Source organism: Runella sp. MFBS21, assembly GCF_029433105.1.
GTDB lineage: Bacteria > Bacteroidota > Bacteroidia > Cytophagales > Spirosomataceae > Runella.
Map to the genome: position 1 here is coordinate 174714 of NZ_JARNTW010000004.1, position 21422 is coordinate 196135.

The window sequence follows — 21422 nt, forward strand, 5'->3', positions numbered from 1 at the left end:
TGTATTTCAGTTTGTTATAACGAATCTCTTATCATTGAGGTAAACAAGATAAACGACTGCTGCATACCTTGTAGCTGCTGATCATCCTGAAACATGGTCATACGATTCTTGAGATATATGCTCACCAATCCATGCATATAAGACCATATAGTAAGAGCAGATATCTCGATGTTTTTGTTTTTGAAGTAGCCAGCATTTACGCAGTCGGTGATTACTTCTTTTAAAAAACCGAACGCTTTAAGGCCGTCCTCCCATATTTCTTCACGGCAGGCTAAAGTCTCCATTGGAGCTTTCATGATAAACATTAAATCGTATAATTCGGGGTTTTCTATGGCATATTTGATGTATTGGTGTCCCATTTCGAGTAGTCTTGCAAAGGGGTCATGAATACTTCTTACTTGGCCAAGCTCTTGCATCATTTTGAGGAAGGCATCCTCATGTAGTGCAAACAATAGTTCGTTTTTATCTTTATAATATAAATAAATAGTAGCAGGGCTGTACTCGATAGCGTCTGCAATGCCACGAATGCTTGTTTTTTCGTAACCTTGTTCTAAAAAAAGCTTACGAGCCGCATTCAAAATAAGCTTACGCATATCTTCTTTCTCTCTTTCTTTTCTCTCTGCAATACCCATGGTGCTCAGTAGTAAATCTATTGTATTTGAATAAACAATGCAAATATACTAAACACTGTTTAGTAAGCAAGTCATTTTTTAAAAACTTATAGACATAGCCTCATACGATATTACTACACATTGGGGAATATAAACAAAAGTTTACTTCCTAAAGCTCTGTAAAATAATAGTTTATGTAAATTTTGTGCTTTGAGATTTAAGAAGTTTATGTTAAGAAATTGGATTAGAAATAAATTTTAATAATAATCTTTTGTATCTTGCATAAACCTAAAAACCCCTTGTATCGGTATGGGTAGGAAAGTCTTAATATTGAATCAAGATTACTCCGCGTTGAGCATTTGCTCCGTTCCCAAAGCCTTTTTGTTAGTTTATCTCAATAAGGCAGAGTTAGTAGCCGAGTCTTCCTCTTATTTTTTGCGTACAGTGAGTGATACGTTTCCGATGCCAACGGTCATACGGTTGCATCGCTATATCAACTTACCTTATAAAGGAGTGATGATGACTCGGCAAAATATATTCAAGAGAGATTCGCATCGATGTGTGTACTGTGGCGCCCAAGAAGATCTTACTTTAGATCATGTAATGCCAAAGTCACGCGGGGGACGCACTAGTTGGGACAATTTAGTGACAGCTTGTAAAAGGTGCAATACCCGTAAAGGGGACTATACACCCGATGAGGCGTCGATGCCGATGAAACATCGCCCTTTTAAACCATCCTTCATTATGTTTTTACGTGAGTTTTCTGGTTCGACCGAAGAGTCATGGAAGCCTTTTTTGATGAAAAGAGAAAAGGTTCATTAAAAAATTGCTTTTTTTTGGGGAAATATCTACTTTTGCACTCCGTTTGCGAAAGCTAAGATTTTTTTCACCAAATTTCAGTCACTTTGCCTGATGGCTGATGTATAGAAAGGCAATTTTAAAATCTCTTATGAGTAAAACTCAATTAACTGATTTCGATTGGGATAGAGCTGATAACCGCGGCTTCGGTAGCGGCTATACTGCATCTGAGAGAGCTCAGATGGAACAATTAATCAATGGGACACTCTCACCAGTCGCCGAAAAAGAAGTTGTAAAAGGAGTCGTGGTCGGTATGAATGACCGCGAAGTGATTTTGAACATTGGCTCAAAATCTGACGGTATCGTACCGCGCTCAGAATTCCGTGATTTGACGGATCTGAAAATCGGCGACGAAATTGAAGTGTATATCGAAAATCAAGAAGATCCCAACGGACAGTTGATTTTATCCCGCAAAAAAGCACGTGTAATCACTGCTTGGGACAATATCCAGAAGTCATTTGATCATGATTTGGTAATCGACGGATTTGTAAAACGCCGTACCAAAGGTGGTCTGATTGTAGATATTTATGGTATTGAAGCTTTCTTGCCAGGTTCACAAATCGATGTGAAACCTATTCGTGACTTCGATATCTTCGTAGGTAAGAAAATGGAAGTGAAAGTTGTGAAGATTAACCATGCCAACAACAACGTGGTAGTATCTCACAAAGTACTTATTGAGAAAGACCTTGAAGCACAGCGTCAACAAATTCTTACTAACCTTGAAAGAGGTCAAGTACTTGAAGGTGTAATCAAAAACATGACTAAGTTCGGGGTGTTTATCGATCTTGGTGGTGTGGATGGTTTGTTGCACATTACTGATATTTCTTGGGGTCGCATCAATGATCCTTCGGACTTGTTGCACCTTGACCAAAAAATCAACGTGGTTGTGCTTGACTTCGACGAAGACAAAAAACGCATTTCTCTTGGTATGAAGCAATTGCAGGCTCATCCTTGGGAAGCACTTGCAGCAGAAATCGAAATCGGTTCTAAAGTAAAAGGTAAAGTGGTAAATGTAGCAGATTATGGTGCATTCCTCGAAATCATGCCTGGCGTAGAAGGATTGATTCACGTATCTGAAATGTCTTGGTCGCAGCATTTGCGTAACCCACAAGATTTCTTGAAAATTGGCGATGAAGTAGAAGCCGTCGTATTGACACTTGATCGTAACGAGCGTAAAATGTCACTTGGCTTAAAACAACTTACTGCTGATCCTTGGACTCGTCAAGAAATCATTGACAAGTATGCTGTAGGTACTGTTCACAAAGGTGTAGTACGCAACTTGACAAACTTCGGTCTTTTCCTTGAGTTGGAAGAAGGTATCGACGGACTTGTACACGTATCTGACCTTTCTTGGACTAAAAAAATCAAACATCCTAGCGACTTCATCAAAGTAGGTGATGAGCTTGATGTAATGGTACTCGAACTAGACGCTGAAAACCGTCGCTTGTCTCTAAGCCACAAGCACCTTGAAGAAAACCCATGGGATACGTTTGAAAGCGTATTTACTGTAGGATCTGTTCACAAGTGTACTATTGTAGCAAAAGGCGATAAAGTAGCCACTCTCGAATTGCCTTATGGTATTGAAGGAGTAGCTATCCTTAAAAATATTGTGAAAGAAGACGGTAGCGTTGCTGAAGTTGGAGAATCACTTGATTTTAAAGTGACTGAGTTCCACAAAGAAGAAAAACGCATCGTACTTTCTCACACTAAAACATGGCAAGAGAAAGAAGAGCCTAAAGTAGAAGAGAAACCCAAGCCCGCTGCAAAAGCAGAAAAACCTAAAGATGCTGAAAAAGCAACTCTAGGGGATTTGGAAGCACTCTCTGCTTTGAAAGAGCAACTTGAAGAAGGAGAAAAAAGAAAAAAATCTGCTCCTTCTAAAAAAACAAAAGAAGCGGAAACCGAATAATTTATTATATTTGCGCTCCCAAACCTTATAGGCTTCAAAAAAGCCTATAAGGTTTACAAAAAGGTCCTGTGGCCGAGTGGCTAGGCAGAGCTCTGCAAAAGCTCGTACAGCGGTTCGAATCCGCTCGGGACCTCTACTACTAAAGGTTGTTTTCTAAAAAAAATACCATTTTGGCCAAAAAAACTAACTATGGCTAAAATGGTATTTTTTGTTTTCAATAGGGTTGATTTTTGATGAAAATAATGCACTTGAATGTACTTAGTAGGTTATTAACGGCTTAATTAGAAGAAATCTAAATAATAAATTATTGCAAATTAACGATAGAAATGCTTTGGCACGTATTCAATCGTGCATTACTTTTGTAGGGTCAAGGAGTATCATGTTTTTGTTAATTCATACACGAATGAAAAGTAGTTTATTTTTCAAAAAAATGCGCAGTATTGCCCAATTCTTTCTAGTTGCTTTAATAGCTACTACGAGCATCACCCAAGCGGTGGCACAAGATGGTGATGCAGCTAATGGCGAAACGCTATTTAATAATAACTGTAAGGCCTGTCACGCAACTTCCGACGAAGTGGCAGTAGGGCCGGGTTTGAAAGACGTTCAAAAACGCCGCGATGTAGCTTGGATTGTTAAATGGGTAAAAAACCCGAATGGTGTCATTCAATCTGGGGATGAGTACGCTGTAGCGTTATACAACAAATTTAACAAAGCTCAGATGACAGCTTTTCCGGCTTTCGGTGAGAAAGAAGTAAAAGACATCTTAGCTTATATCGAAAAAGCAAATGCAGCTCCTGTTGTTACTACGGCCGCTCCTGGAGCCGCTGCTGGTGGGCAAGCTAGTGGAGATGCTGCCCCGTCAGATTTGTTTACCTATATATTAGTAGCATTGTTGATAGTAATGCTTCTTGTACTTGGGGTATTGATGGCAATCGTGTCTATTTTGTCAAAAGCTGTAAGTGGTACAGCTACAGCAGGTGAAGAAGGTTCGTTTTCTGACAAGCTCCGTAATGGTCTTGTAGGTTTGAGCCGTAATTCTGCCGTAAGAAGTGCAACAGTTTGGTTTTTTATTTTGATGGTAACCAAAGCTACCATTGATGGGATGTACGGAGTTGGAATTCAACAAGGATATGCTCCTAAACAACCTATCGCATTCTCACATAAACTCCATGCAGGTCAGTACAAAATTGATTGTAACTACTGTCATACAGGGGTGAATCGTGGTAAATCTGCTACTATTCCATCGGCCAACATTTGTATGAACTGCCACGGAGTTATTAAAAAAGAATCTCCTGAGATTCAGAAAATATACACTGCTATCGAAAAAGACCAACCTATCGAGTGGGTACGCGTTCATAACCTGCCTGATTTGGCTTATTTCAATCACGCTCAGCACGTAAATGTAGGAGGAGTGCAGTGTCAACAATGCCACGGCGAAATCCAGACCATGGAAGTAGTGGAGCAACGCTCATCTCTTACCATGGGATGGTGTATCGACTGTCACCGTAAGACAGAAGTTAATACCAAAGAAAACACTTACTATGATAAGCTAGTTGAACTTCACAAGTCGAAAAGCAAAGAACCATTGAAGGTTGCTGACATCGGTGGTTTAGAATGTTCAAAGTGTCATTATTAAAAATTTGTGATTATAATCACTAAGGCACAAATCACAAATCAAAAACAAGAATCCAGAATCTATCAAATATATGGAAACCCAAACAAAGAGGTATTGGAAAGGATTAGAGGAACTTCGAAATGACGAGACGTTTATAAAAAATGCCCATAATGAGTTCGGTAGTTTTGAATCTACAGATTCTAGCCAAAACAAGAGTATTGTAGATGGCATTGGATCAGACCGTCGTGACTTCCTAAAAGTATTGGGATTTGGGGTCGCTGCCGTTTCATTGGCAGCTTGTGATGCTCCTGTTAGAAAGTCAATTCCTTATATCAATAAACCTATTGATACTTTTCCTTCTATTGCTGATTGGTATGCTTCTACCTATGCAGAAGGAGGAGATTATACCAGCATTTTGGTAAAAACAAGAGAAGGCCGCCCCATCAAAATTGAGGGAAATCGCCAGTCAAGTGTTTCGGGTGGGGGTGTTAGTGCTCGTGCTCACGCTTCTTTGTTGGCACTTTATGACGTCGAAAAACTTAAAGGCCCTAAAAAAGGAGAGGCAGATGCCGCATGGGATACTATTGATAAAGAAATCTCCTCTCAGCTAGCTTCTATCGCTGCTAAAGGTGGGCAGATTCGTATCGTATCTTCGACTATTCTTAGCCCTTCAACCAAAGCCGTTATTTCAGATTTTACGAAGAAATATCCCACTACTCAACACATCACTTACGATGCTAACTCATTGGCTGGTTTGGTAAAAGCTAATGAGATTTCTTTTTCTAAGGCTGCTATTCCTTCTTATGACTTTAGTAAAGCCAAAGTAATTGTAGGTCTTAGCTGTGATTTTTTAGGTACGTGGCTTTCTGCTGATGAATTTTCTCGTCAATACGTAAAAGGGCGTAAGTTGAGTAGTGCCAAAGGTGGCAAACGCGATATGTCTCGCCACTATCAATTTGAGACTATCCTTTCTTTAACAGGTTCAAATGCCGATTATCGTGCCGCCGTTAAGCCTTCTCAAGAAGGATTGGTGGCATTGGCTTTATATAATAAAATCAGTGGCGCTGCTGGTGTTTCTTTAGGGGCAGAAGTTGATAAGCTCATCGACAAAGCCGCTAAAGATTTGAAAGCTGCACAAGGAGCGGCATTGGTAGTATCAGGTTCTAATGATCCCAATGTACAGATTGTAGTCAATGCACTAAATAGTGCATTGGGTTCTTATGGAACTACTATCGATTTAGGCTCGCCTACTTATTATCGTCAAGGAAACGACACTGCCATGAATGAATTGGTGGACGGTGTTAAAAACGGCGCAGTAAGTGCAGTTATTTTTTATGGATGTAATCCTGTATACGACCATCCTAGAGGTGCAGAATTGAAAGACGGTATTTCAAAATTAAGCCTTTCAGTATCATTTGCAGATCGCGCAGAAGAAACGGCTTCTTTGTGTAAATACATCACGCCTGCTCCTCACTATTTAGAGTCTTGGGGAGATGCTGAGCCAAAAGCTGGTTCTTATAGCCTTCAGCAGCCAACAATCTCTTTGATTTATAAAACACGTCAAGCCCAATCAAGCCTTCTTAAATGGGCTGGTTTAAGCGAAGATTTCTACGCGTACTTGCGCAATTTCTGGAAAAACAATATCCTTGGAGGTAGTGATTTCGAGAACGCATGGACCAAAGCATTGCATGATGGCGTATATGAGCGTGCTGGTGCTTCTACGGCAAGTGGTGCAGGTACTCCTGCTGGAGTAGATGCGGCTATCATTGCTGTAAAAAACACCTACAAGTCAGGTTCAGGTATTGAAGTAGTTTTGTACGAAAAAGTGGGAATGGGCACAGGTACACTTGCCAATAATCCATGGTTGCAAGAATTCCCAGAACCTATTACTAAGGCATGTTGGGACAACTATGCAAGTGTTTCGCAGAAAACGGCTCAGGAAATGGGGCTTTCTCAAAACGATGTAGTAAAAGTAGAAGTTAAAGGCAAATCACTAGAATTACCTGTCTTGGTACAACCAGGCCAAGCCAACGGAACCGTTGCAATCGCCATTGGTTATGGTCGTGAGAAAGCTGGTAAATCTGGTAATGGAGTGGGGGTGAATGTGTTCCCTTTTGCACAGTATAAGGCTGGATTTATTAGTTTCAATGCGGGGGAAGGGACTGTAAGCAAAACAGGAAGTACTCATAAAATTGCACAAACCCAAACTCACGAGACCGTAATGGCTCGTAAGGCGGTATTGCAAGAAGCTCGTTTGCCAGAATACCAAAAAGATACAAAAGCAGGGCGTTATTTCCCTCACGTATTTACTTCAGAAGGCGTAAAATCTTCGACCGAAATCTCGCTATGGAATGGTTATGAAAAACCAAACCACTCGTGGGGCTTAGTGATTGACCTCAATTCATGTACAGGTTGTGGGTCTTGTGTTATTAGCTGTCAAGCCGAAAACAACGTATCTGTAGTAGGACGTCAGGAAGTTATCAATCGTCGTGAGATGCACTGGATTCGTATCGACCGCTATTATAGCAGTGATGCGGTGGAAGATTTGAAAGGATTAGAAATCGCTTCCGAAAATCCAGAGGTGACTTTCCAACCTTTGATGTGTCAGCACTGTGGTAATGCTCCTTGTGAGACGGTATGTCCCGTATTGGCTACGACTCACAGTACTGAAGGTTTGAACCAAATGGCTTATAACCGTTGTGTAGGTACTCGTTATTGTGCCAACAACTGCCCTTATAAAGTACGTCGTTTCAACTGGTTTAAGTACTTTGATAACGATAACTTCGATTACCACTTCAACAATGACCTTGGTAAGATGGTAATCAATCCAGACGTAACAGTGCGTTCACGTGGGGTAATCGAAAAGTGCTCAATGTGCGTACAGCGTATTCAAGAAGGTAAACTCAATGCTAAGAAGGAGCGTCGTCGTCCAGTTGATGGCGAAATTGAGGTAGCATGTTCGCAATCTTGCCCTACTGATGCGATTATTTTTGGAGATATGAATGATCCAGAAAGCCGCATTTCTAAGTTGTTGGCAGAAGAGAAAGATAATCGTGCTTTTACGATGTTGGAAGAAATCAACGTTAAGCCACAAGTTACGTATTTGACCAAAATCCGTAACAAAGACGTTGATGCGAAAGCTGCTACTGCCACAGAACATGCTGAGCATGGAGGACACTAATATCCTTAGTGAACAAAAATTGGTTTTTAAATTAAAAGATAACTACTAACAAATAACTTTCAATAGATATGCACGTTACTTCACCCGTAAGAACCCCTCTCGTAACTGGTGGCAAAACATATGCCGATGTGACAGAGGATATCTGCAAGCAGGTGGAAGGCAAGCCTACCAAAGAATGGAAAGTCGCTTTTGGTATTTCATTAGCGGTTTTAGCTTACGGGACAGCCTGCTTATTCTGGACCTGGTGGGAAGGATTGGGCGTTTGGGGCCTAAACAAAACGGTCGGCTGGGCATGGGACATTACCAACTTCGTATGGTGGGTTGGGATTGGTCACGCAGGTACGTTGATTTCAGCCATTTTGTTGTTGTTTCGCCAAAAATGGAGAACATCCATCAACCGTGCGGCAGAAGCGATGACCATTTTTGCCGTTATTTGTGCGGCTTCATTTATCTTAATGCACATGGGGCGTCCTTGGTTGGCTCACTGGGCATTACCTCTTCCTAATACATTTGGTTCGTTGTGGGTAAACTTCAACTCTCCTCTTGTGTGGGACGTATTTGCAATCTCGACTTATTTCTCTGTATCGTGTTTGTTTTGGTACGTAGGTTTAGTGCCTGATTTGGCTACTATTCGCGATCGGGCTCAAAACAAAGTGTCTAAGTATATCTATGGCACATTGGCTATGGGATGGAATGGCTCTTCAAAAACTTGGGCACGTTACGAATACATCAGCTTGATTTTGGCTGGTTTATCAACTCCCCTCGTACTTTCAGTACACACTATCGTATCATTTGACTTCGCAACTTCGGTTATTCCAGGCTGGCACACGACTATCTTCCCTCCTTACTTCGTAGCAGGTGCGATTTTCTCTGGCTTTGCCATGGTACAAAACTTGATGCTTGTGACACGCGTAGTGTACAAATTAGAAGATTACATCACTTTTGAGCACATTGAGATGATGAATACAATCATCACTTTGACTGGGTCAATCGTGGGGGTAGCTTATCTTACTGAATTCTTCATTGCTTGGTACTCTGGAGTAGAATATGAAAGTTATGCTTTTATCAACCGTGCTACAGGTCCTTACTGGTGGGCATACTGGGCGATGATGACTTGTAACGTAATCTCTCCACAGTTGTTTTGGAGCCGTAAGATTCGTCGTAGTATAACTTGGACCTTCTTTTTGTCAGTAGTTGTAAACATTGGTATGTGGTTTGAGCGTTTTGTGATTATTGTAACTTCACTTCACCGCGATTACATTCCTTCAAGCTGGGCAATGTTCTACCCTACTATGTTTGATATTGGAGATTACATTTTCTCATTCGGGCTATTCTTTACTCTTTTCTTCTTGTTTTCTAAATACTTGCCAGTGATTAACATGGCCGAAGTAAAAGCAGTAATTAGAACATCATCTGAGAAATTGCCTAAGAAAATTTCTGGTGTATCAAAAGCGGATCGTTTGGCTTCGCCCGCCTACAAAAAAGATGCTGAATAAGAGAGAAGTATCGAAAAGATACATAATCTCAAATCCTAAAATTTAACTGACAAAAAAATGACGGATATTAATAAAAAGTTTTTAGTAGGTGTTTACGATGATGACGATGTGGTGTTGTCGGCCGTTGGTAAGTTGAAAAACTCAGGGGTGAAAATCTATGAAGTTTATTCTCCTTTTGCGATTCACGGTATGGATATTGCTATTGGGCATCCGCGTACTAGAATAGGTATTGCCGCTTTTTGTTTTGGATGCACTGGATTCTTGTGTGCATTGCTTCTTACGACTTGGACTATGGGAATAGATTGGCCAATGGTAATTGGAGGAAAAGACCCTATTTCGCTTCCAAACTATGTACCTGTCATGTTTGAGTTGACTGTATTGTTTACTGCATTTGGAATGACAATCAGCTTCTTTATCACCAATGGATTAGGGCCTACTGTAAAGCCTCTTTTGTTTGACCCACGTTGTACCGACAATAAATTTGTAATGGCCATTGACCTTAGCAAAAACAAATTGTCAGAAGCAGAAATCGCTAGTATTGTTAAAGCGTCTGGGGCAGAAGAAGTGAGTATAAAACAGTTGTAATGCATTAAAATACGATGAAAAGAATACATACATTGATAATTGCCGTTTTTGCTGGGATTGCTACCATGACTTCATGTAAGCGTGGTCACGATGATACTGGCTTGGAATATGCTCCTAACATGTACAATTCGGTTGGGTATGAACCGTACACTCAAATTGAGAAAAACCCAATCAATGCTGATGGTAAAAACATGAGAGAACCGGTAGTAGGAACGGTGTCACGTAGGAACTATAAGACTCAATTTGATAGCGCAAGTGTTGATTTGATGATTTATCATTTAGGAAAAGATGATTTGGCTACTGCGGAGGCAGTGCTCAAAAATCCTGTTCCTAACAATGCAAAAGCCTTAGCTGAGGGTAAAGCTTTGTATACACGCTATTGCCAACACTGTCACGGAGAAGGTGGCGCAGGTGATGGCCCTGTAGCAGATATGTACAAAGGGGTACCAAATTATAAAGCAGATGCTTATCTGAATATGACGGATGGACACATTTTTCATGTAATTACGCATGGAAAAGGACGTATGTGGCCACATGGCTCACAGGTGACTCCAGAAGAGCGTTGGAAAATCGCTCACTATGTTCATAAATTACAGAAAAGCTAAGTAAGAAGTTAAAAGTCGATGGATATGATGACATAGAGTCAATCCATTGACAACTAACAAAAACAATAAACAATTAACGACAAAGATTTATAATGGGCGCACATCATCACGAAGTTGTTTCTGTAGAAGAACAATTTGAATTTACCGCCGAATCAAAACGTAATCTGCTGATTGGCATGGGTATCGGTGCCGCACTGGTTTTGGTGGGAGCATATTTGTTGTCGCAGGGCGGAGGGCATGGCCACGAAGCTCACGATGCTGCTCATGCAGCTGCTGGTCATGCTGCCGAGCATGCTCATGACCATGGTCATGGCTATCACTGGACACAACGTATCATTGCCAATTTGTGGGTAAATAGTGTATATTTTGCCGGCATTTCAGTGGTGGGGATGTTTTTTATTTCGTACAATTATCTTGCCCAAGCAGGATGGTCAGCCGTTTTTAAACGTGTTCCAGAAGCGATGCCTGCTTTCTTACCAATTCCAGCTATTATTATTATTGTGATAGCCGTTTTGTTTGGGGATAAGCTGTTCCATTGGATGCACGAAGGAATTATGGACCCTACTAGCGAGCATTATGATGCAATCATCGCTGGCAAAAAGGGCTTTTTGAATAAGCCATTCTACTATATTCGCTTAGTCTTATATTTTGGACTTTGGTATGGATTATGGAGAGTGATTCGTACTCTTTCTCTTCAAGAAGATGAGATTGGAGGCACAGCCAATTATTATAAATCAATCAAATTTGGTACTGCCTTTTTGGTTGTTTTTGCTGTTACTTCTTCTACCTCGGCATGGGACTTAGTGATGTCAATTGATACGCACTGGTTTTCTACTATGTTTGGATGGTATACGCTCGCAAGCTGGCACGTGGCTGGTTTGGCAACGATGACTTTGACGATTGTGACCCTAAAAGAAAAAGGATATTTGAAAGCGGTAAATGCAAGCCACTTACACGATTTAGGTAAGTTTTGTTTTGCGTTTTCAATCTTCTGGACGTATGTATGGTTTGCTCAATTTTTGTTGATTTACTACGCCAACTTACCAGAAGAAACTATCTATTTCCGTGAGCGTTTTTCAGGATATGGAGGAATCTACAAAGCCCCATTCTTTGTGAATATTATTTTAAACTTTGTGCTTCCGTTCTTAGTTTTAATGACGAGAGACTCAAAACGTACCTCGATAATATTGAAAGTCGCTTGTTGGTCAATTCTTGTCGGACACTATTTTGATTTCTATACTAATATTATGCCTGGTACAGTTGGTGCTAATGGTGGTTTTGGAGCAGTAGAGTTCGGTTTTGTACTGTTGTTTGCCTGCGGATTTATTTGGTCGGTTTCAACTCAACTTACTAAAGCAAATCTTATCCCTCGTAATCACCCAATGCTAGAGGAGTCTTTGCATCACGATGTTGCTTAAAATAATTAGTTTACAACTTATCCTAATACGATGGTTTATTTAGTTGGAATATTGTTAGTAGTGCTGTTAGGCGTAGCAATCGCGATAGCAGCAAAATTACAAAAGGTTATGAAAGGTGTTCAGCCTGACAATCAGGATGATATGCCAGTTCCTAACAACAAAGTTAATGGTGCACTTTGGATTGTTTTCTTGGTTCTAGGAACAATCGGTGTGGCAGCGTCTTATTGGTCTGCTAAAGATTATTTCTTGCCAGAAGCGTCATCGCCCCACGGACGTGAAACGGATAGTCAGTTTTGGTTTGATATGTCATTACTGACCATTGCTTTTTTTGCAGTTAATTTCTTATTGTTTTTCTTTTCTTGGAGATACCAATATAAGAAAGGTTATAAAGCCACATTTTATCCTGAAAATCACAAACTTGAATTGATTTGGACGGCTGTGCCAGCGGTGATAATGGCCGTATTGGTATTCTTGGGCTTTCGTACTTGGACTCAGATTATGGCTGATGCCCCCGCAGATTCGCAAGTAATAGAAATCATGGGTAAGCAGTTTGGATGGATTGTACGCTATGGTGGTGTGCAAGATAACAAACTCGGCAATTATAACTACAAGCTCATTTCATCTGACAATGAAATGGGAATTGACTACTCAGACGAAGCATCCATGGATGATTTTATTAATCCTAGTGAGATGCACGTAGAAGTGGGCAAGCCAGTATTGTTGAAAATTCGTGCTCGTGATGTATTGCACAGTGTTTATATTCCTCACATGCGAGTTAAAATGGATGCAGTTCCAGGAATGCCTACAAAATTCTGGTTCATTCCAGATAAGTCTACTGCACAAATGCGTGCAGAATTAAATAATCCTAATTTTGATTACGAAATTGCTTGTACTGAAGTATGTGGACGTGGGCACTTTGCAATGAAACTTCGCTTAATAGTTGAAGATAAGGCCGCAGTAGATGCTTGGAAGCAACAACAAAAACCACAGCTTTCGTTGATTTTGGAATCAAATCCTAAGTTTATTTCCAAAATCCCTGAGAAATTGCGTGCTAAAGCGATGGATTATGCTCCATACGTGGAAGAGGCTGCTGATAGCACAACTGCCGCATCAGGCTCAGCGGCAGCCACAAGCGCGTCATTACGTTAACTTAACCAACCACTTTAAACTCTTATAAAAATGTCGGTAGTAGAGGCCAATTTGGATCACGATATTCACGCTCATGATGAGCATGAACATCATGAAGAGTTAAACTTCTGGCGTAAGTATATCTTCTCAGAAGACCACAAGGTGATTGCTAAACAATACATGATTACTGGTATATTTTGGGCAATCATTGGGGCAGCGATGTCAATTATTTTCCGGCTTCAATTAGGGTTTCCGGGCGCTAACCTAAGCTGGCTAAAACCTATCTTAGGAAAATGGATCACTGATACAGGTGCATTAGATCCAAATTTTTACCTTGCTTTGGTAACAATGCATGGTACTATCATGGTATTTTTTGTACTTACTGCCGGCCTTAGCGGTACATTCAGTAATTTTTTGATTCCGCTTCAAGTAGGAGCTAGAGATATGGCATCTGGATTTTTGAATATGATATCTTTTTGGCTTTTCTTTATTTCAGGTTTGTTGATGTTTGTTTCTATTTTTCTAGAAACAGGTCCAGCAGCTGGGGGATGGGTAATTTATCCTCCATTAAGTGCTTTACCTAAAGCTCACATGGGCTCCGAAATGGGAATGACGCTTTGGTTAGCAAGTATGGCTATCTTCATCATGTCGTCATTGTTAGGTAGTTTAAACTATATTACTACAGTCATCAACCTTCGTACAAGAGGTATGACTTTTACGCGTTTACCCTTGACAATTTGGGCATTTTTGATTACAGCCGTTTTGGGGGTAATCTCATTCCCTGTGTTGTTATCAGCTGCTCTTTTGTTGATTTTTGATCGTCATTTCGGTACTAGTTTCTATCTTTCTGAAATTTATATCGATGGTGAAGCTCTACCAAATGTCGGTGGTAGCCCTATCTTATTTCAACACTTGTTCTGGTTTTTAGGACACCCTGAAGTTTATATCGTACTCTTGCCTGCATTGGGTATTACTTCTGAGATTATTGCTACCAATTCTCGCAAACCAATCTTCGGTTATCGTGCGATGATTGCTTCTATCATGGCAATTGCTTTCTTAGCGTTTATTGTATGGGCCCACCATATGTTTGTGACAGGAATGAATCCATTCTTAGGATCAATCTTTATGTTTTTGACCCTTATTATTGCGGTACCTTCAGCAGTGAAAGCATTTAACTATATTACTACTCTTTGGAGAGGTAATATAGTATTTACTCCTGCGATGTTGTTCTCGATTGGATTGGTATCTTTGTTTGTGTCAGGTGGTTTGACAGGTATCATTTTAGGTAACTCTGCTCTTGATATCCAATTGCACGATACTTATTTTGTAGTTGCTCACTTCCACATCGTAATGGGAGCTGCTTCTGCTTTTGGTTTCTTTGCGGGTATTTATCACTGGTATCCCAAGATGTTTGGTAGAATGCTTAATAATACCCAAGGACAAATCCACTTCTGGTTGACTTTTGCGGGGGTATATTTAGTATTTATGCCAATGCACTATGTTGGTATAGCTGGTTTCCCTCGCCGTTATTACCAATTCACTGGTTTTGATTTTACGAAGTCGTTTACAGACTTAAACATGTTTATAAGTATTGCGGCAATTTTCACTTTCTTTGCTCAATTTGTATTTCTCTGGAATTTCTTCTACAGCATGTTTAAGGGTAAAGTAGCTCCTCCAAACCCATGGAAATCAAATACATTGGAGTGGACTACTCCAGTAAACGTAGGTCATGGAAACTGGCCTGGTGAGATTCCAGCAGTATATCGTTGGCCATATGATTATAGCAAACCTGGCTCTGAAGTTGACTTTATTCCTCAGAATATACCTCATTCCCAAACGCCCGAATCTAACTTCCCGCATGAGAATGAGTATATAGCTCAGGAAAAAGAAATTGAGGCTCAAAATTATAATGACCAATTCGCGGCTCATTAATTCAAACGATAATAATCGCCTATTTCGAAGACTGGCACTTCTAACGGTAGTTGTAGTCTATCTTTTGATACTGATTGGAGGTATCGTTAGAAGTACTGGTTCTGGAATGGGATGCCCTGATTGGCCAAAGTGCTTTGGAAGCTGGGTTCCCCCCACAGAGGTATCTCAGCTACCTCCAAATTATCAGGAAATATATGGTGCTAAACTCAAAGGTGAAATTGAGTTTAATGCCTTCAAGACTTGGACAGAATACCTCAATCGTCTTTTTGGGGCATTTACAGGTCTTATGATTTTTGCAACTTTGGTTGCGTCGGTGTCATATATTAAAAAAGATCGCCCTGTATTTACTGTAAGCTTGCTTACTTTTTTACTGGTAGGTTTTCAGGGATGGCTAGGTTCAAAAGTCGTTTCTAATGAGTTGGCACCGTGGTTAGTGACTTTGCACATGCTTTTGGCCATTGTGATTGTTTTTTTTCTATTGTATGTGGTGGCACGTACCTATGTGGGGAATATCCAAATTGAAAAAATAGGAAATAAAACACTGCTTAACCGGTGGCTATTTATCACCATAGGACTATCACTTATCCAAGTTTTGATAGGAACTCAAGTGAGAGAGGCTATGGATGTAGTGACAGAACGACTCGGTAATGAAAGACGCACTGAATGGATTGATAATTTAGGACTTTCATTTTACGTACATCGCTCTTTTTCAATATTGATTATGATTCTTCATATAGGGCTAGTTTACTGGCTTAAAAAGAATATAGTAACGAAAGGAGTCTTATCCCAACTGACAATGGTTCTGTTGATAATGGTTGGGGTTGAAATTATCTCAGGGGTGATATTGGCATATTTGAGCGTTCCAGCGATTGTTCAGCCTATCCACCTTACATTGGCTACCCTTGCTTTAGGCCTACAATTTGTGATAGGTTTGTTAATAAATGCAAAGGTGGTATTTACCCAAAACTCGGTTGTGAAAAGCAGCCCCATTAATGTGTGAAGATGGTATTTACTTTTGATATTTTGATCGAAAAAGCAAAAGCTTATTTAGAGCTTATGAAGCTTAGATTGGCTTGGCTTGTCGCTTTTTCGGGTGCTTTTGGATATAGCCTTGCTGTTGACAAAGTCGAATGGAATCCACTTATTTTGTTTTTATTGGCAGCTTTTGCTATTACCGGTGCTGCAAATATCATCAATCAAATCATTGAAGTAGATTTGGATAAGTTGATGAATCGCACTCAAAATCGACCACTGCCAAGTGGGAGAGTGAGTGTACAAGAAGCGGTAGTTTTCGCGATTGTCTTATTTTCATTTGCTACTTTTATCTTTTTGGTTGGGTTTAATTTGAGAGCTTGTGCTTTGGCGGTACTCTCAACAATCCTTTACGGATTTGTGTATACACCACTCAAAAAAGTGGGACCTATTGCTGTGTTTGTAGGAGCCATTCCAGGAGCTTTTCCACCCATGATAGGCTGGGTAGCGGCTACTAATCAGTTTGGGTTAGAACCAGGGATATTGTTTGCAATTCAATTTTTTTGGCAATTCCCCCATTTTTGGGCTATTGCTTGGGTATTGGACAATGATTATAAAAAGGCAGGCTTTAGACTACTGCCAGCTCAAGGTGGCAAAGACTTGAATACTGCTCGCCAAATGATGATTTATACCTTGTTTTTGGTGCCAGTTGCTTGGTTACCGTATGAATTAGGTATGACAGGTATGGTTTCAGCATTGGTAGCGATGTTGTGTAGTGCAATGTTTTTGGCTCAAACTTTCCATCTCATGCGTAAGTGCACAGACAAGACAGCACTTCAACTGATGTTTGGATCTTTTGCCTATTTGCCTATTGTTCAGATTGCCTACCTGATTGACAAAGTTTAACCTTAGAAAAGAAATAAACGTTGAAGATGGCAGAGGTTAAAAAACTAAGTATAGAGGAAGCACCCGACACCCTCTCGATGGATCCTAAGAAGTTTATTCTATGGGGATTCATTGTAACTATTATTATGTTGTTTGCTTCCCAAACTAGTGCCTATTTAGTAAGGAGAGCGGAGGGGAATTGGGTTGAGTTTCAAGTCCCTCTTATTTTTTGGTACAGTACAGTTGTACTGCTTGTGAGTAGTGTTGCCATGCATTGGGCATATGTGGCGGCAAAAAAAGACAATTTCAGTACACTCAAAATAGCAATTTCTATTACATTTGTATTAGGTCTTGCTTTTTTGTGGATGCAATTTGAGGGGTGGAAAGACTTAGTAGCTCAAAACGTGTATTTTGTAGGAAACCCTTCAGGCTCGTTTTTTTACGTATTTACATTGCTTCATGGGCTGCATTTGATTACTGGATTGATAGTTTTGTTTGTGACTTTTACTGCCTCATTGAGATTAAAAGTTCATGCCAAAAACCTACGACGTATTGAAATTTGTGCTACTTATTGGCATTTTCTAGATATTTTGTGGATTTATTTGTTTGTATTTCTTTTGTATTTCCGTTGAGATAAAACTTTAATTAAAACCTGAATTTTATAATAGAATAAAGATGGCTGCTACTGCACAACCAAATGTAAAAAATGTATGGCTGGGTGGGGTTGAACCCATGAAAGCTAGCTACGGTAAGTTGATGATGTGGTTCTTTTTGATTTCCGACACCTTCACCTTCTCGGCTTTGCTAGTTGCTTATGGATTAGTTCGTTTTAGTTCTCCCGCTTATGTTGGACAAGTGGCAGATTTTGTCGCTTCACCAGCTTACTGGCCTATTCCTGAAAAGGTATTTGATGCTATTCCATTTTTTCATGGGTTGCATGCTCCCCTAGTTTTTGTAGGTATTATGACATTTATTTTGATTTTTAGTTCGGTTACGATGGTCTTGGCTGTTGAGGCTGGTCATCGAATGGATCGTGCTGCTGTCGAAAAATATATGCTGTGGACTATCTTGGGAGGGGCTACATTTTTGGGCTGCCAAGCTTGGGAATGGACTCACTTTATCGTAGGCACAGATTCGGGAACTGTAGTCAAAGAATTGATAAATGGAGACTGGGTTACGCATACGGTCTTTGGAGCTAACTTAACCCAAAACCAATATGGCCCGCCAGCTTTCGCTGATTTCTTCTTCTTTATTACAGGGTTTCATGGTACACACGTATTATCAGGAGTAATTTTGAACTTCTTAGTATTTTACCGTACTGCTACTGGACTTTATGAGAGACGTGGCCACTATGAAATGGTAGAAAAAATTGGTCTATACTGGCACTTTGTAGATTTGGTATGGGTATTTGTATTTACATTCTTCTATCTTGTATAATTCAAATCCCTCAATACATCATTTTTTCTTTCTTACTGTTCTTGTTAACTTAAAAAAATTAATATAAATGGCACACGTACACGAGCACGAACATGATGAAAACGCTGGTGCAGAGCAACGTAAAGCAATTTGGCGGACATTTTGGATTCTTTTGGCTATTACAGCTTTAGAATTCTTGATTGCATTTACATTAGATGCAGGAGTACTTAAGACAGCAATATTTGTGGGGATGACTATCGTGAAGGCTTTCTACATAGTAGGGGAGTTTATGCACTTAAAGCATGAAGTTAAATCATTGATTTGGTCCATTTTAATCCCTTGTATTTTTGTAGTTTGGTTACTTATTGCGCTAATGCGTGAAGGAGGTTCGATTTTTGACTTGAGATAAGTATTATGCAGAAATATTTAAAAGCCGGCTTACTAACCATTGTGTTGGTATTGCCGGCTTTGGTTCTTTTATTTTTACACCTTTTTGCCGAAAATCATTTCAAGCTGCCCTATTTAGTTCCCCTCAAAGACACTACAGGGGCAGTCAAAATGATGGGGAAAGACACTGTTTTTTATAAGGTTCCAGGGGTGGAACCCTCCAAAATCAACGTGGTAGGGTTTTGGAAAGACGAGGAGGCGAGTCATTTAGCAGTGCAATTTTCAAGAGTACAAAAATTGGCTTCTGAGGAGATTGTATTTCGACGGGTTCGCAGTGATGAGGCTGAATTTGTAAACATCTATAAACTCTCACCTCTAAAAAAGTACCAATCTTCAGAAACCATTCCGTATACTCAACAGTTTGTTTTAATAGACAAAAAAGGCCATATACGGGGTTTTTATGACGGTAGCGACCCCGTTGAAGTAGATCGTTTAATAGCAGAATTGAAGATATTGTTGGATATTTATAAAAAGGAAAAAACGTAGAATGGCTACACTTTCTCTTCCTAATGATAAAAAATACAACCGCATCATTAACATTATTGCGGTGGCGATTCCGGTGGTAGTGGCTATATTGCTCAATCCACGGATTCCAAAAGTTGATTTGGGGGAATGGACCCAAATGCTTCCTCATCTTAATGGAATGATCAACTCACTTACTACTTTAGCTTTGCTGGCGGGGTTTTATTTTATTAAACAAAACAACATTGCAATGCACCGGCGTGCTATGACAATCGCTTTTGGATTAGGAGCTATTTTTTTAGTAAGTTATGTATTGTATCATTTATCCAACGATTCTACTCCGTTTGGAGGTGAAGGTATTATTAGACCTATTTACTATTTTTTGCTTATTTCTCACATTACACTTTCTATAGGGGTTGTTTGGTTTGTATTAAGAGCCATATATTTTGCGTTAAGCAATCAAATTGACTTACATCGTAAAGTGGTGAAATGGGCATTTCCGATATGGCTTTATGTAAGTATTACAGGTGTTGTCGTTTATTTAATGATTAGGCCTTATTATCAATAATTTATCATGAAAAGACTGAAAGTTTTATTTATAGCGTTTCTATTTTTGGTATCAAATGCAAGCGTTACGTTAGCACAATGTGCTATGTGCAAAGGTGCAGTAGAAACCAATATGAGTACCGGACGCAATGTAATTGGAAACGGAATCAACGCGGGCATTGCGTATCTTTTTGTATTTCCGTACTTGACAGTAGGGGTAATTGCTTTTTTGTGGTACAGAAATAGCAAAAAAGAACTAGCTAAAAAACTTGCGATTCAGGCGCGGCTCAAAGAGGCGCTACGTTAAAGCAATGCCTCTAGCATTCTGTAAGTCAATAATCGGGCTACAACCGTAAAGACTTTAGATGCTTGTTTTTGTAATTAATTGATTAATCAACGGACAATCGCCGTTGCGACCCGTAACTAACTGTTTGTAAGCACATAAGATAGATGTTTAATTCTGCCAAACCTCTTTTCGACTACATTGTTAGGAATATAACAGCCTATTCTCCTAAAGAGACTAAAGCTATTGCTTTTATGTTGTTGGAGCATTATTTACGCCTACGCAACGTGGATGTATTGGTGGATAAGCCTATTGCTTCTACTGAATCACAGCCCGACTGGGAGCATATTGTAGCACGTCTCAACCAAAGCGAGCCTATCCAACATATCATAGGTTCGGCTTTTTTCTGTGGTTTAGAATTTAAAGTATCTCCTTCTGTTTTGATTCCCCGTCCAGAAACCGAAGAATTGGTTCGCCTAATCGTAAAAGATTGTTTTTGGGACGAAAATCCTGTCAAAATTGTCGATATCGGTACTGGAAGTGGTTGTATTGCGATTGCATTGGATAGATTTATGTCTTTTGCAAAAGTATGGGGGTGGGATGTATCCGATGATGCCCTTGTGATAGCCCAAGAAAATGCTCATCGCTTGTTGTCGGAAGTAGTTTTTGAAAAATACGATATTTTAGAACAAGATACTTTTGAAGGGCAATTTGACTGTGTCGTGAGCAATCCACCTTATGTGACTTATTCCGAACAAACTAGTATGCAGCCCAATGTACTTCGATTTGAACCGCATTTGGCACTATTTGTAGAAGATCAAGACCCATTACTGTTTTATAGAGCCATAGCGGATTTTTGCCTCAAACATCTTAAATTGACAGGGGCTTGCTACGTCGAAATCAATGAGCAGTTTGGTGATACCACCAAAAATCTTTTTTTGCAGAAAGGTTTTAAGAAAGTTGAAATTATACAAGATATGCATGGTAAAGATAGAATCCTAAAAGCGAAGTTGTCGGAAGAAGGATTGTAAGGGATTCAAATTTTGCGTGGTCAGGTATCTAGTTTTTATGAA

Annotated in this window: 20 protein-coding genes and 1 tRNA gene; 20 read left to right on the forward strand and 1 reads right to left on the reverse strand. The window is 39.9% G+C overall.

The window, feature by feature from the left end:
- Positions 1–14: 14 nt before the first annotated feature.
- Positions 15–632 carry a TetR/AcrR family transcriptional regulator gene (locus P1X15_RS11215; protein ID WP_277338217.1) on the reverse strand — a complete coding sequence of 206 codons (618 nt, stop codon included), beginning with the start codon at positions 630–632 and terminating at the stop codon, positions 15–17.
- A 288-nt stretch (positions 633–920) separates the two neighbouring features.
- On the opposite strand from P1X15_RS11215, the gene P1X15_RS11220 reads away from it, so the two are divergent.
- From P1X15_RS11220 to prmC, 20 genes are all read left to right on the forward strand, one after another.
- A complete protein-coding gene (locus tag P1X15_RS11220) occupies positions 921–1433 on the forward strand; it encodes an HNH endonuclease (RefSeq protein WP_028668385.1) in 513 nt (170 codons plus the stop codon).
- 127 nt (positions 1434–1560) lie between these two features.
- Positions 1561–3378, forward strand: coding sequence for a 30S ribosomal protein S1 (gene rpsA, locus P1X15_RS11225; RefSeq protein WP_273213132.1), 1818 nt, complete (start codon positions 1561–1563; stop codon positions 3376–3378).
- A 62-nt stretch (positions 3379–3440) separates the two neighbouring features.
- Positions 3441–3511, forward strand: a tRNA-Cys gene (locus P1X15_RS11230).
- A gap of 297 nt (positions 3512–3808) precedes the next feature.
- Positions 3809–5014 (forward strand): c-type cytochrome, encoded by a 1206-nt coding sequence (locus P1X15_RS11235; protein ID WP_277338218.1) that lies wholly within the window; start codon positions 3809–3811, stop codon positions 5012–5014.
- Positions 5015–5084: 70 nt separating this feature from the next.
- Entirely contained in the window at positions 5085–8174 is a 3090-nt protein-coding gene (locus P1X15_RS11240; RefSeq protein ID WP_277338219.1) for a TAT-variant-translocated molybdopterin oxidoreductase, read from the forward strand.
- Positions 8175–8242: 68 nt separating this feature from the next.
- The gene (gene nrfD, locus P1X15_RS11245; RefSeq protein WP_277338220.1) at positions 8243–9670 is read left to right on the forward strand and encodes an NrfD/PsrC family molybdoenzyme membrane anchor subunit; all 1428 of its coding nucleotides are present in this window, start codon (positions 8243–8245) and stop codon (positions 9668–9670) included.
- 57 nt (positions 9671–9727) lie between these two features.
- Positions 9728–10255 (forward strand): DUF3341 domain-containing protein, encoded by a 528-nt coding sequence (locus P1X15_RS11250; protein ID WP_277338221.1) that lies wholly within the window; start codon positions 9728–9730, stop codon positions 10253–10255.
- Between the two features lie 14 nt (positions 10256–10269).
- Positions 10270–10860, forward strand: a complete 591-nt coding sequence (locus P1X15_RS11255; protein WP_277338222.1) for a cytochrome c — start codon at positions 10270–10272, stop codon at positions 10858–10860.
- Positions 10861–10952: 92 nt separating this feature from the next.
- Positions 10953–12278 carry a quinol:cytochrome C oxidoreductase gene (locus P1X15_RS11260; protein ID WP_277338223.1) on the forward strand — a complete coding sequence of 442 codons (1326 nt, stop codon included), beginning with the start codon at positions 10953–10955 and terminating at the stop codon, positions 12276–12278.
- A 30-nt stretch (positions 12279–12308) separates the two neighbouring features.
- The gene (locus tag P1X15_RS11265) at positions 12309–13427 is read left to right on the forward strand and encodes a cytochrome c oxidase subunit II (protein ID WP_277338224.1); all 1119 of its coding nucleotides are present in this window, start codon (positions 12309–12311) and stop codon (positions 13425–13427) included.
- A gap of 30 nt (positions 13428–13457) precedes the next feature.
- The gene (locus tag P1X15_RS11270) at positions 13458–15338 is read left to right on the forward strand and encodes a cbb3-type cytochrome c oxidase subunit I (RefSeq protein WP_277338225.1); all 1881 of its coding nucleotides are present in this window, start codon (positions 13458–13460) and stop codon (positions 15336–15338) included.
- On the forward strand, positions 15316–16338 hold the full coding sequence (locus P1X15_RS11275) for a heme A synthase (protein ID WP_277338226.1): 1023 nt from the start codon (positions 15316–15318) through the stop codon (positions 16336–16338). The genes P1X15_RS11270 and P1X15_RS11275 overlap by 23 nt, the downstream gene beginning before the upstream one ends.
- 2 nt (positions 16339–16340) lie before the next feature.
- Entirely contained in the window at positions 16341–17216 is an 876-nt protein-coding gene (gene cyoE / locus P1X15_RS11280; RefSeq protein ID WP_277338541.1) for a heme o synthase, read from the forward strand.
- 26 nt (positions 17217–17242) lie between these two features.
- Entirely contained in the window at positions 17243–17827 is a 585-nt protein-coding gene (locus P1X15_RS11285; protein ID WP_277338227.1) for a cytochrome c oxidase subunit 3, read from the forward strand.
- Between the two features lie 43 nt (positions 17828–17870).
- Positions 17871–18632 carry a cytochrome c oxidase subunit 3 gene (locus P1X15_RS11290; RefSeq protein ID WP_277338228.1) on the forward strand — a complete coding sequence of 254 codons (762 nt, stop codon included), beginning with the start codon at positions 17871–17873 and terminating at the stop codon, positions 18630–18632.
- A 67-nt stretch (positions 18633–18699) separates the two neighbouring features.
- Positions 18700–19020, forward strand: a complete 321-nt coding sequence (locus P1X15_RS11295; protein WP_277338229.1) for a cytochrome C oxidase subunit IV family protein — start codon at positions 18700–18702, stop codon at positions 19018–19020.
- 5 nt (positions 19021–19025) lie between these two features.
- Positions 19026–19544, forward strand: a complete 519-nt coding sequence (locus P1X15_RS11300) for a hypothetical protein (protein WP_277338230.1) — start codon at positions 19026–19028, stop codon at positions 19542–19544.
- A gap of 1 nt (position 19545) precedes the next feature.
- On the forward strand, positions 19546–20088 hold the full coding sequence (locus tag P1X15_RS11305) for a DUF420 domain-containing protein (RefSeq protein ID WP_277338231.1): 543 nt from the start codon (positions 19546–19548) through the stop codon (positions 20086–20088).
- A 6-nt stretch (positions 20089–20094) separates the two neighbouring features.
- On the forward strand, positions 20095–20373 hold the full coding sequence (locus tag P1X15_RS11310; protein WP_277338232.1) for a hypothetical protein: 279 nt from the start codon (positions 20095–20097) through the stop codon (positions 20371–20373).
- Positions 20374–20516: 143 nt separating this feature from the next.
- Positions 20517–21380, forward strand: coding sequence for a peptide chain release factor N(5)-glutamine methyltransferase (prmC, locus tag P1X15_RS11315; RefSeq protein WP_277338233.1), 864 nt, complete (start codon positions 20517–20519; stop codon positions 21378–21380).
- The last annotated feature ends 42 nt before the right edge of the window (positions 21381–21422 follow it).

Coding starts and splice junctions, on each gene's coding strand:
- P1X15_RS11215 (WP_277338217.1), bottom strand. CDS start 632: ATGGGTATTGCAGAGAGAAAAGAAAGAGAGAAAGAAGATATGCGTAAG.
- P1X15_RS11220 (WP_028668385.1), top strand. CDS start 921: ATGGGTAGGAAAGTCTTAATATTGAATCAAGATTACTCCGCGTTGAGC.
- rpsA (WP_273213132.1), top strand. CDS start 1,561: ATGAGTAAAACTCAATTAACTGATTTCGATTGGGATAGAGCTGATAAC.
- P1X15_RS11235 (WP_277338218.1), top strand. CDS start 3,809: ATGCGCAGTATTGCCCAATTCTTTCTAGTTGCTTTAATAGCTACTACG.
- P1X15_RS11240 (WP_277338219.1), top strand. CDS start 5,085: ATGGAAACCCAAACAAAGAGGTATTGGAAAGGATTAGAGGAACTTCGA.
- nrfD (WP_277338220.1), top strand. CDS start 8,243: ATGCACGTTACTTCACCCGTAAGAACCCCTCTCGTAACTGGTGGCAAA.
- P1X15_RS11250 (WP_277338221.1), top strand. CDS start 9,728: ATGACGGATATTAATAAAAAGTTTTTAGTAGGTGTTTACGATGATGAC.
- P1X15_RS11255 (WP_277338222.1), top strand. CDS start 10,270: ATGAAAAGAATACATACATTGATAATTGCCGTTTTTGCTGGGATTGCT.
- P1X15_RS11260 (WP_277338223.1), top strand. CDS start 10,953: ATGGGCGCACATCATCACGAAGTTGTTTCTGTAGAAGAACAATTTGAA.
- P1X15_RS11265 (WP_277338224.1), top strand. CDS start 12,309: ATGGTTTATTTAGTTGGAATATTGTTAGTAGTGCTGTTAGGCGTAGCA.
- P1X15_RS11270 (WP_277338225.1), top strand. CDS start 13,458: ATGTCGGTAGTAGAGGCCAATTTGGATCACGATATTCACGCTCATGAT.
- P1X15_RS11275 (WP_277338226.1), top strand. CDS start 15,316: ATGACCAATTCGCGGCTCATTAATTCAAACGATAATAATCGCCTATTT.
- cyoE (WP_277338541.1), top strand. CDS start 16,341: ATGGTATTTACTTTTGATATTTTGATCGAAAAAGCAAAAGCTTATTTA.
- P1X15_RS11285 (WP_277338227.1), top strand. CDS start 17,243: ATGGCAGAGGTTAAAAAACTAAGTATAGAGGAAGCACCCGACACCCTC.
- P1X15_RS11290 (WP_277338228.1), top strand. CDS start 17,871: ATGGCTGCTACTGCACAACCAAATGTAAAAAATGTATGGCTGGGTGGG.
- P1X15_RS11295 (WP_277338229.1), top strand. CDS start 18,700: ATGGCACACGTACACGAGCACGAACATGATGAAAACGCTGGTGCAGAG.
- P1X15_RS11300 (WP_277338230.1), top strand. CDS start 19,026: ATGCAGAAATATTTAAAAGCCGGCTTACTAACCATTGTGTTGGTATTG.
- P1X15_RS11305 (WP_277338231.1), top strand. CDS start 19,546: ATGGCTACACTTTCTCTTCCTAATGATAAAAAATACAACCGCATCATT.
- P1X15_RS11310 (WP_277338232.1), top strand. CDS start 20,095: ATGAAAAGACTGAAAGTTTTATTTATAGCGTTTCTATTTTTGGTATCA.
- prmC (WP_277338233.1), top strand. CDS start 20,517: ATGTTTAATTCTGCCAAACCTCTTTTCGACTACATTGTTAGGAATATA.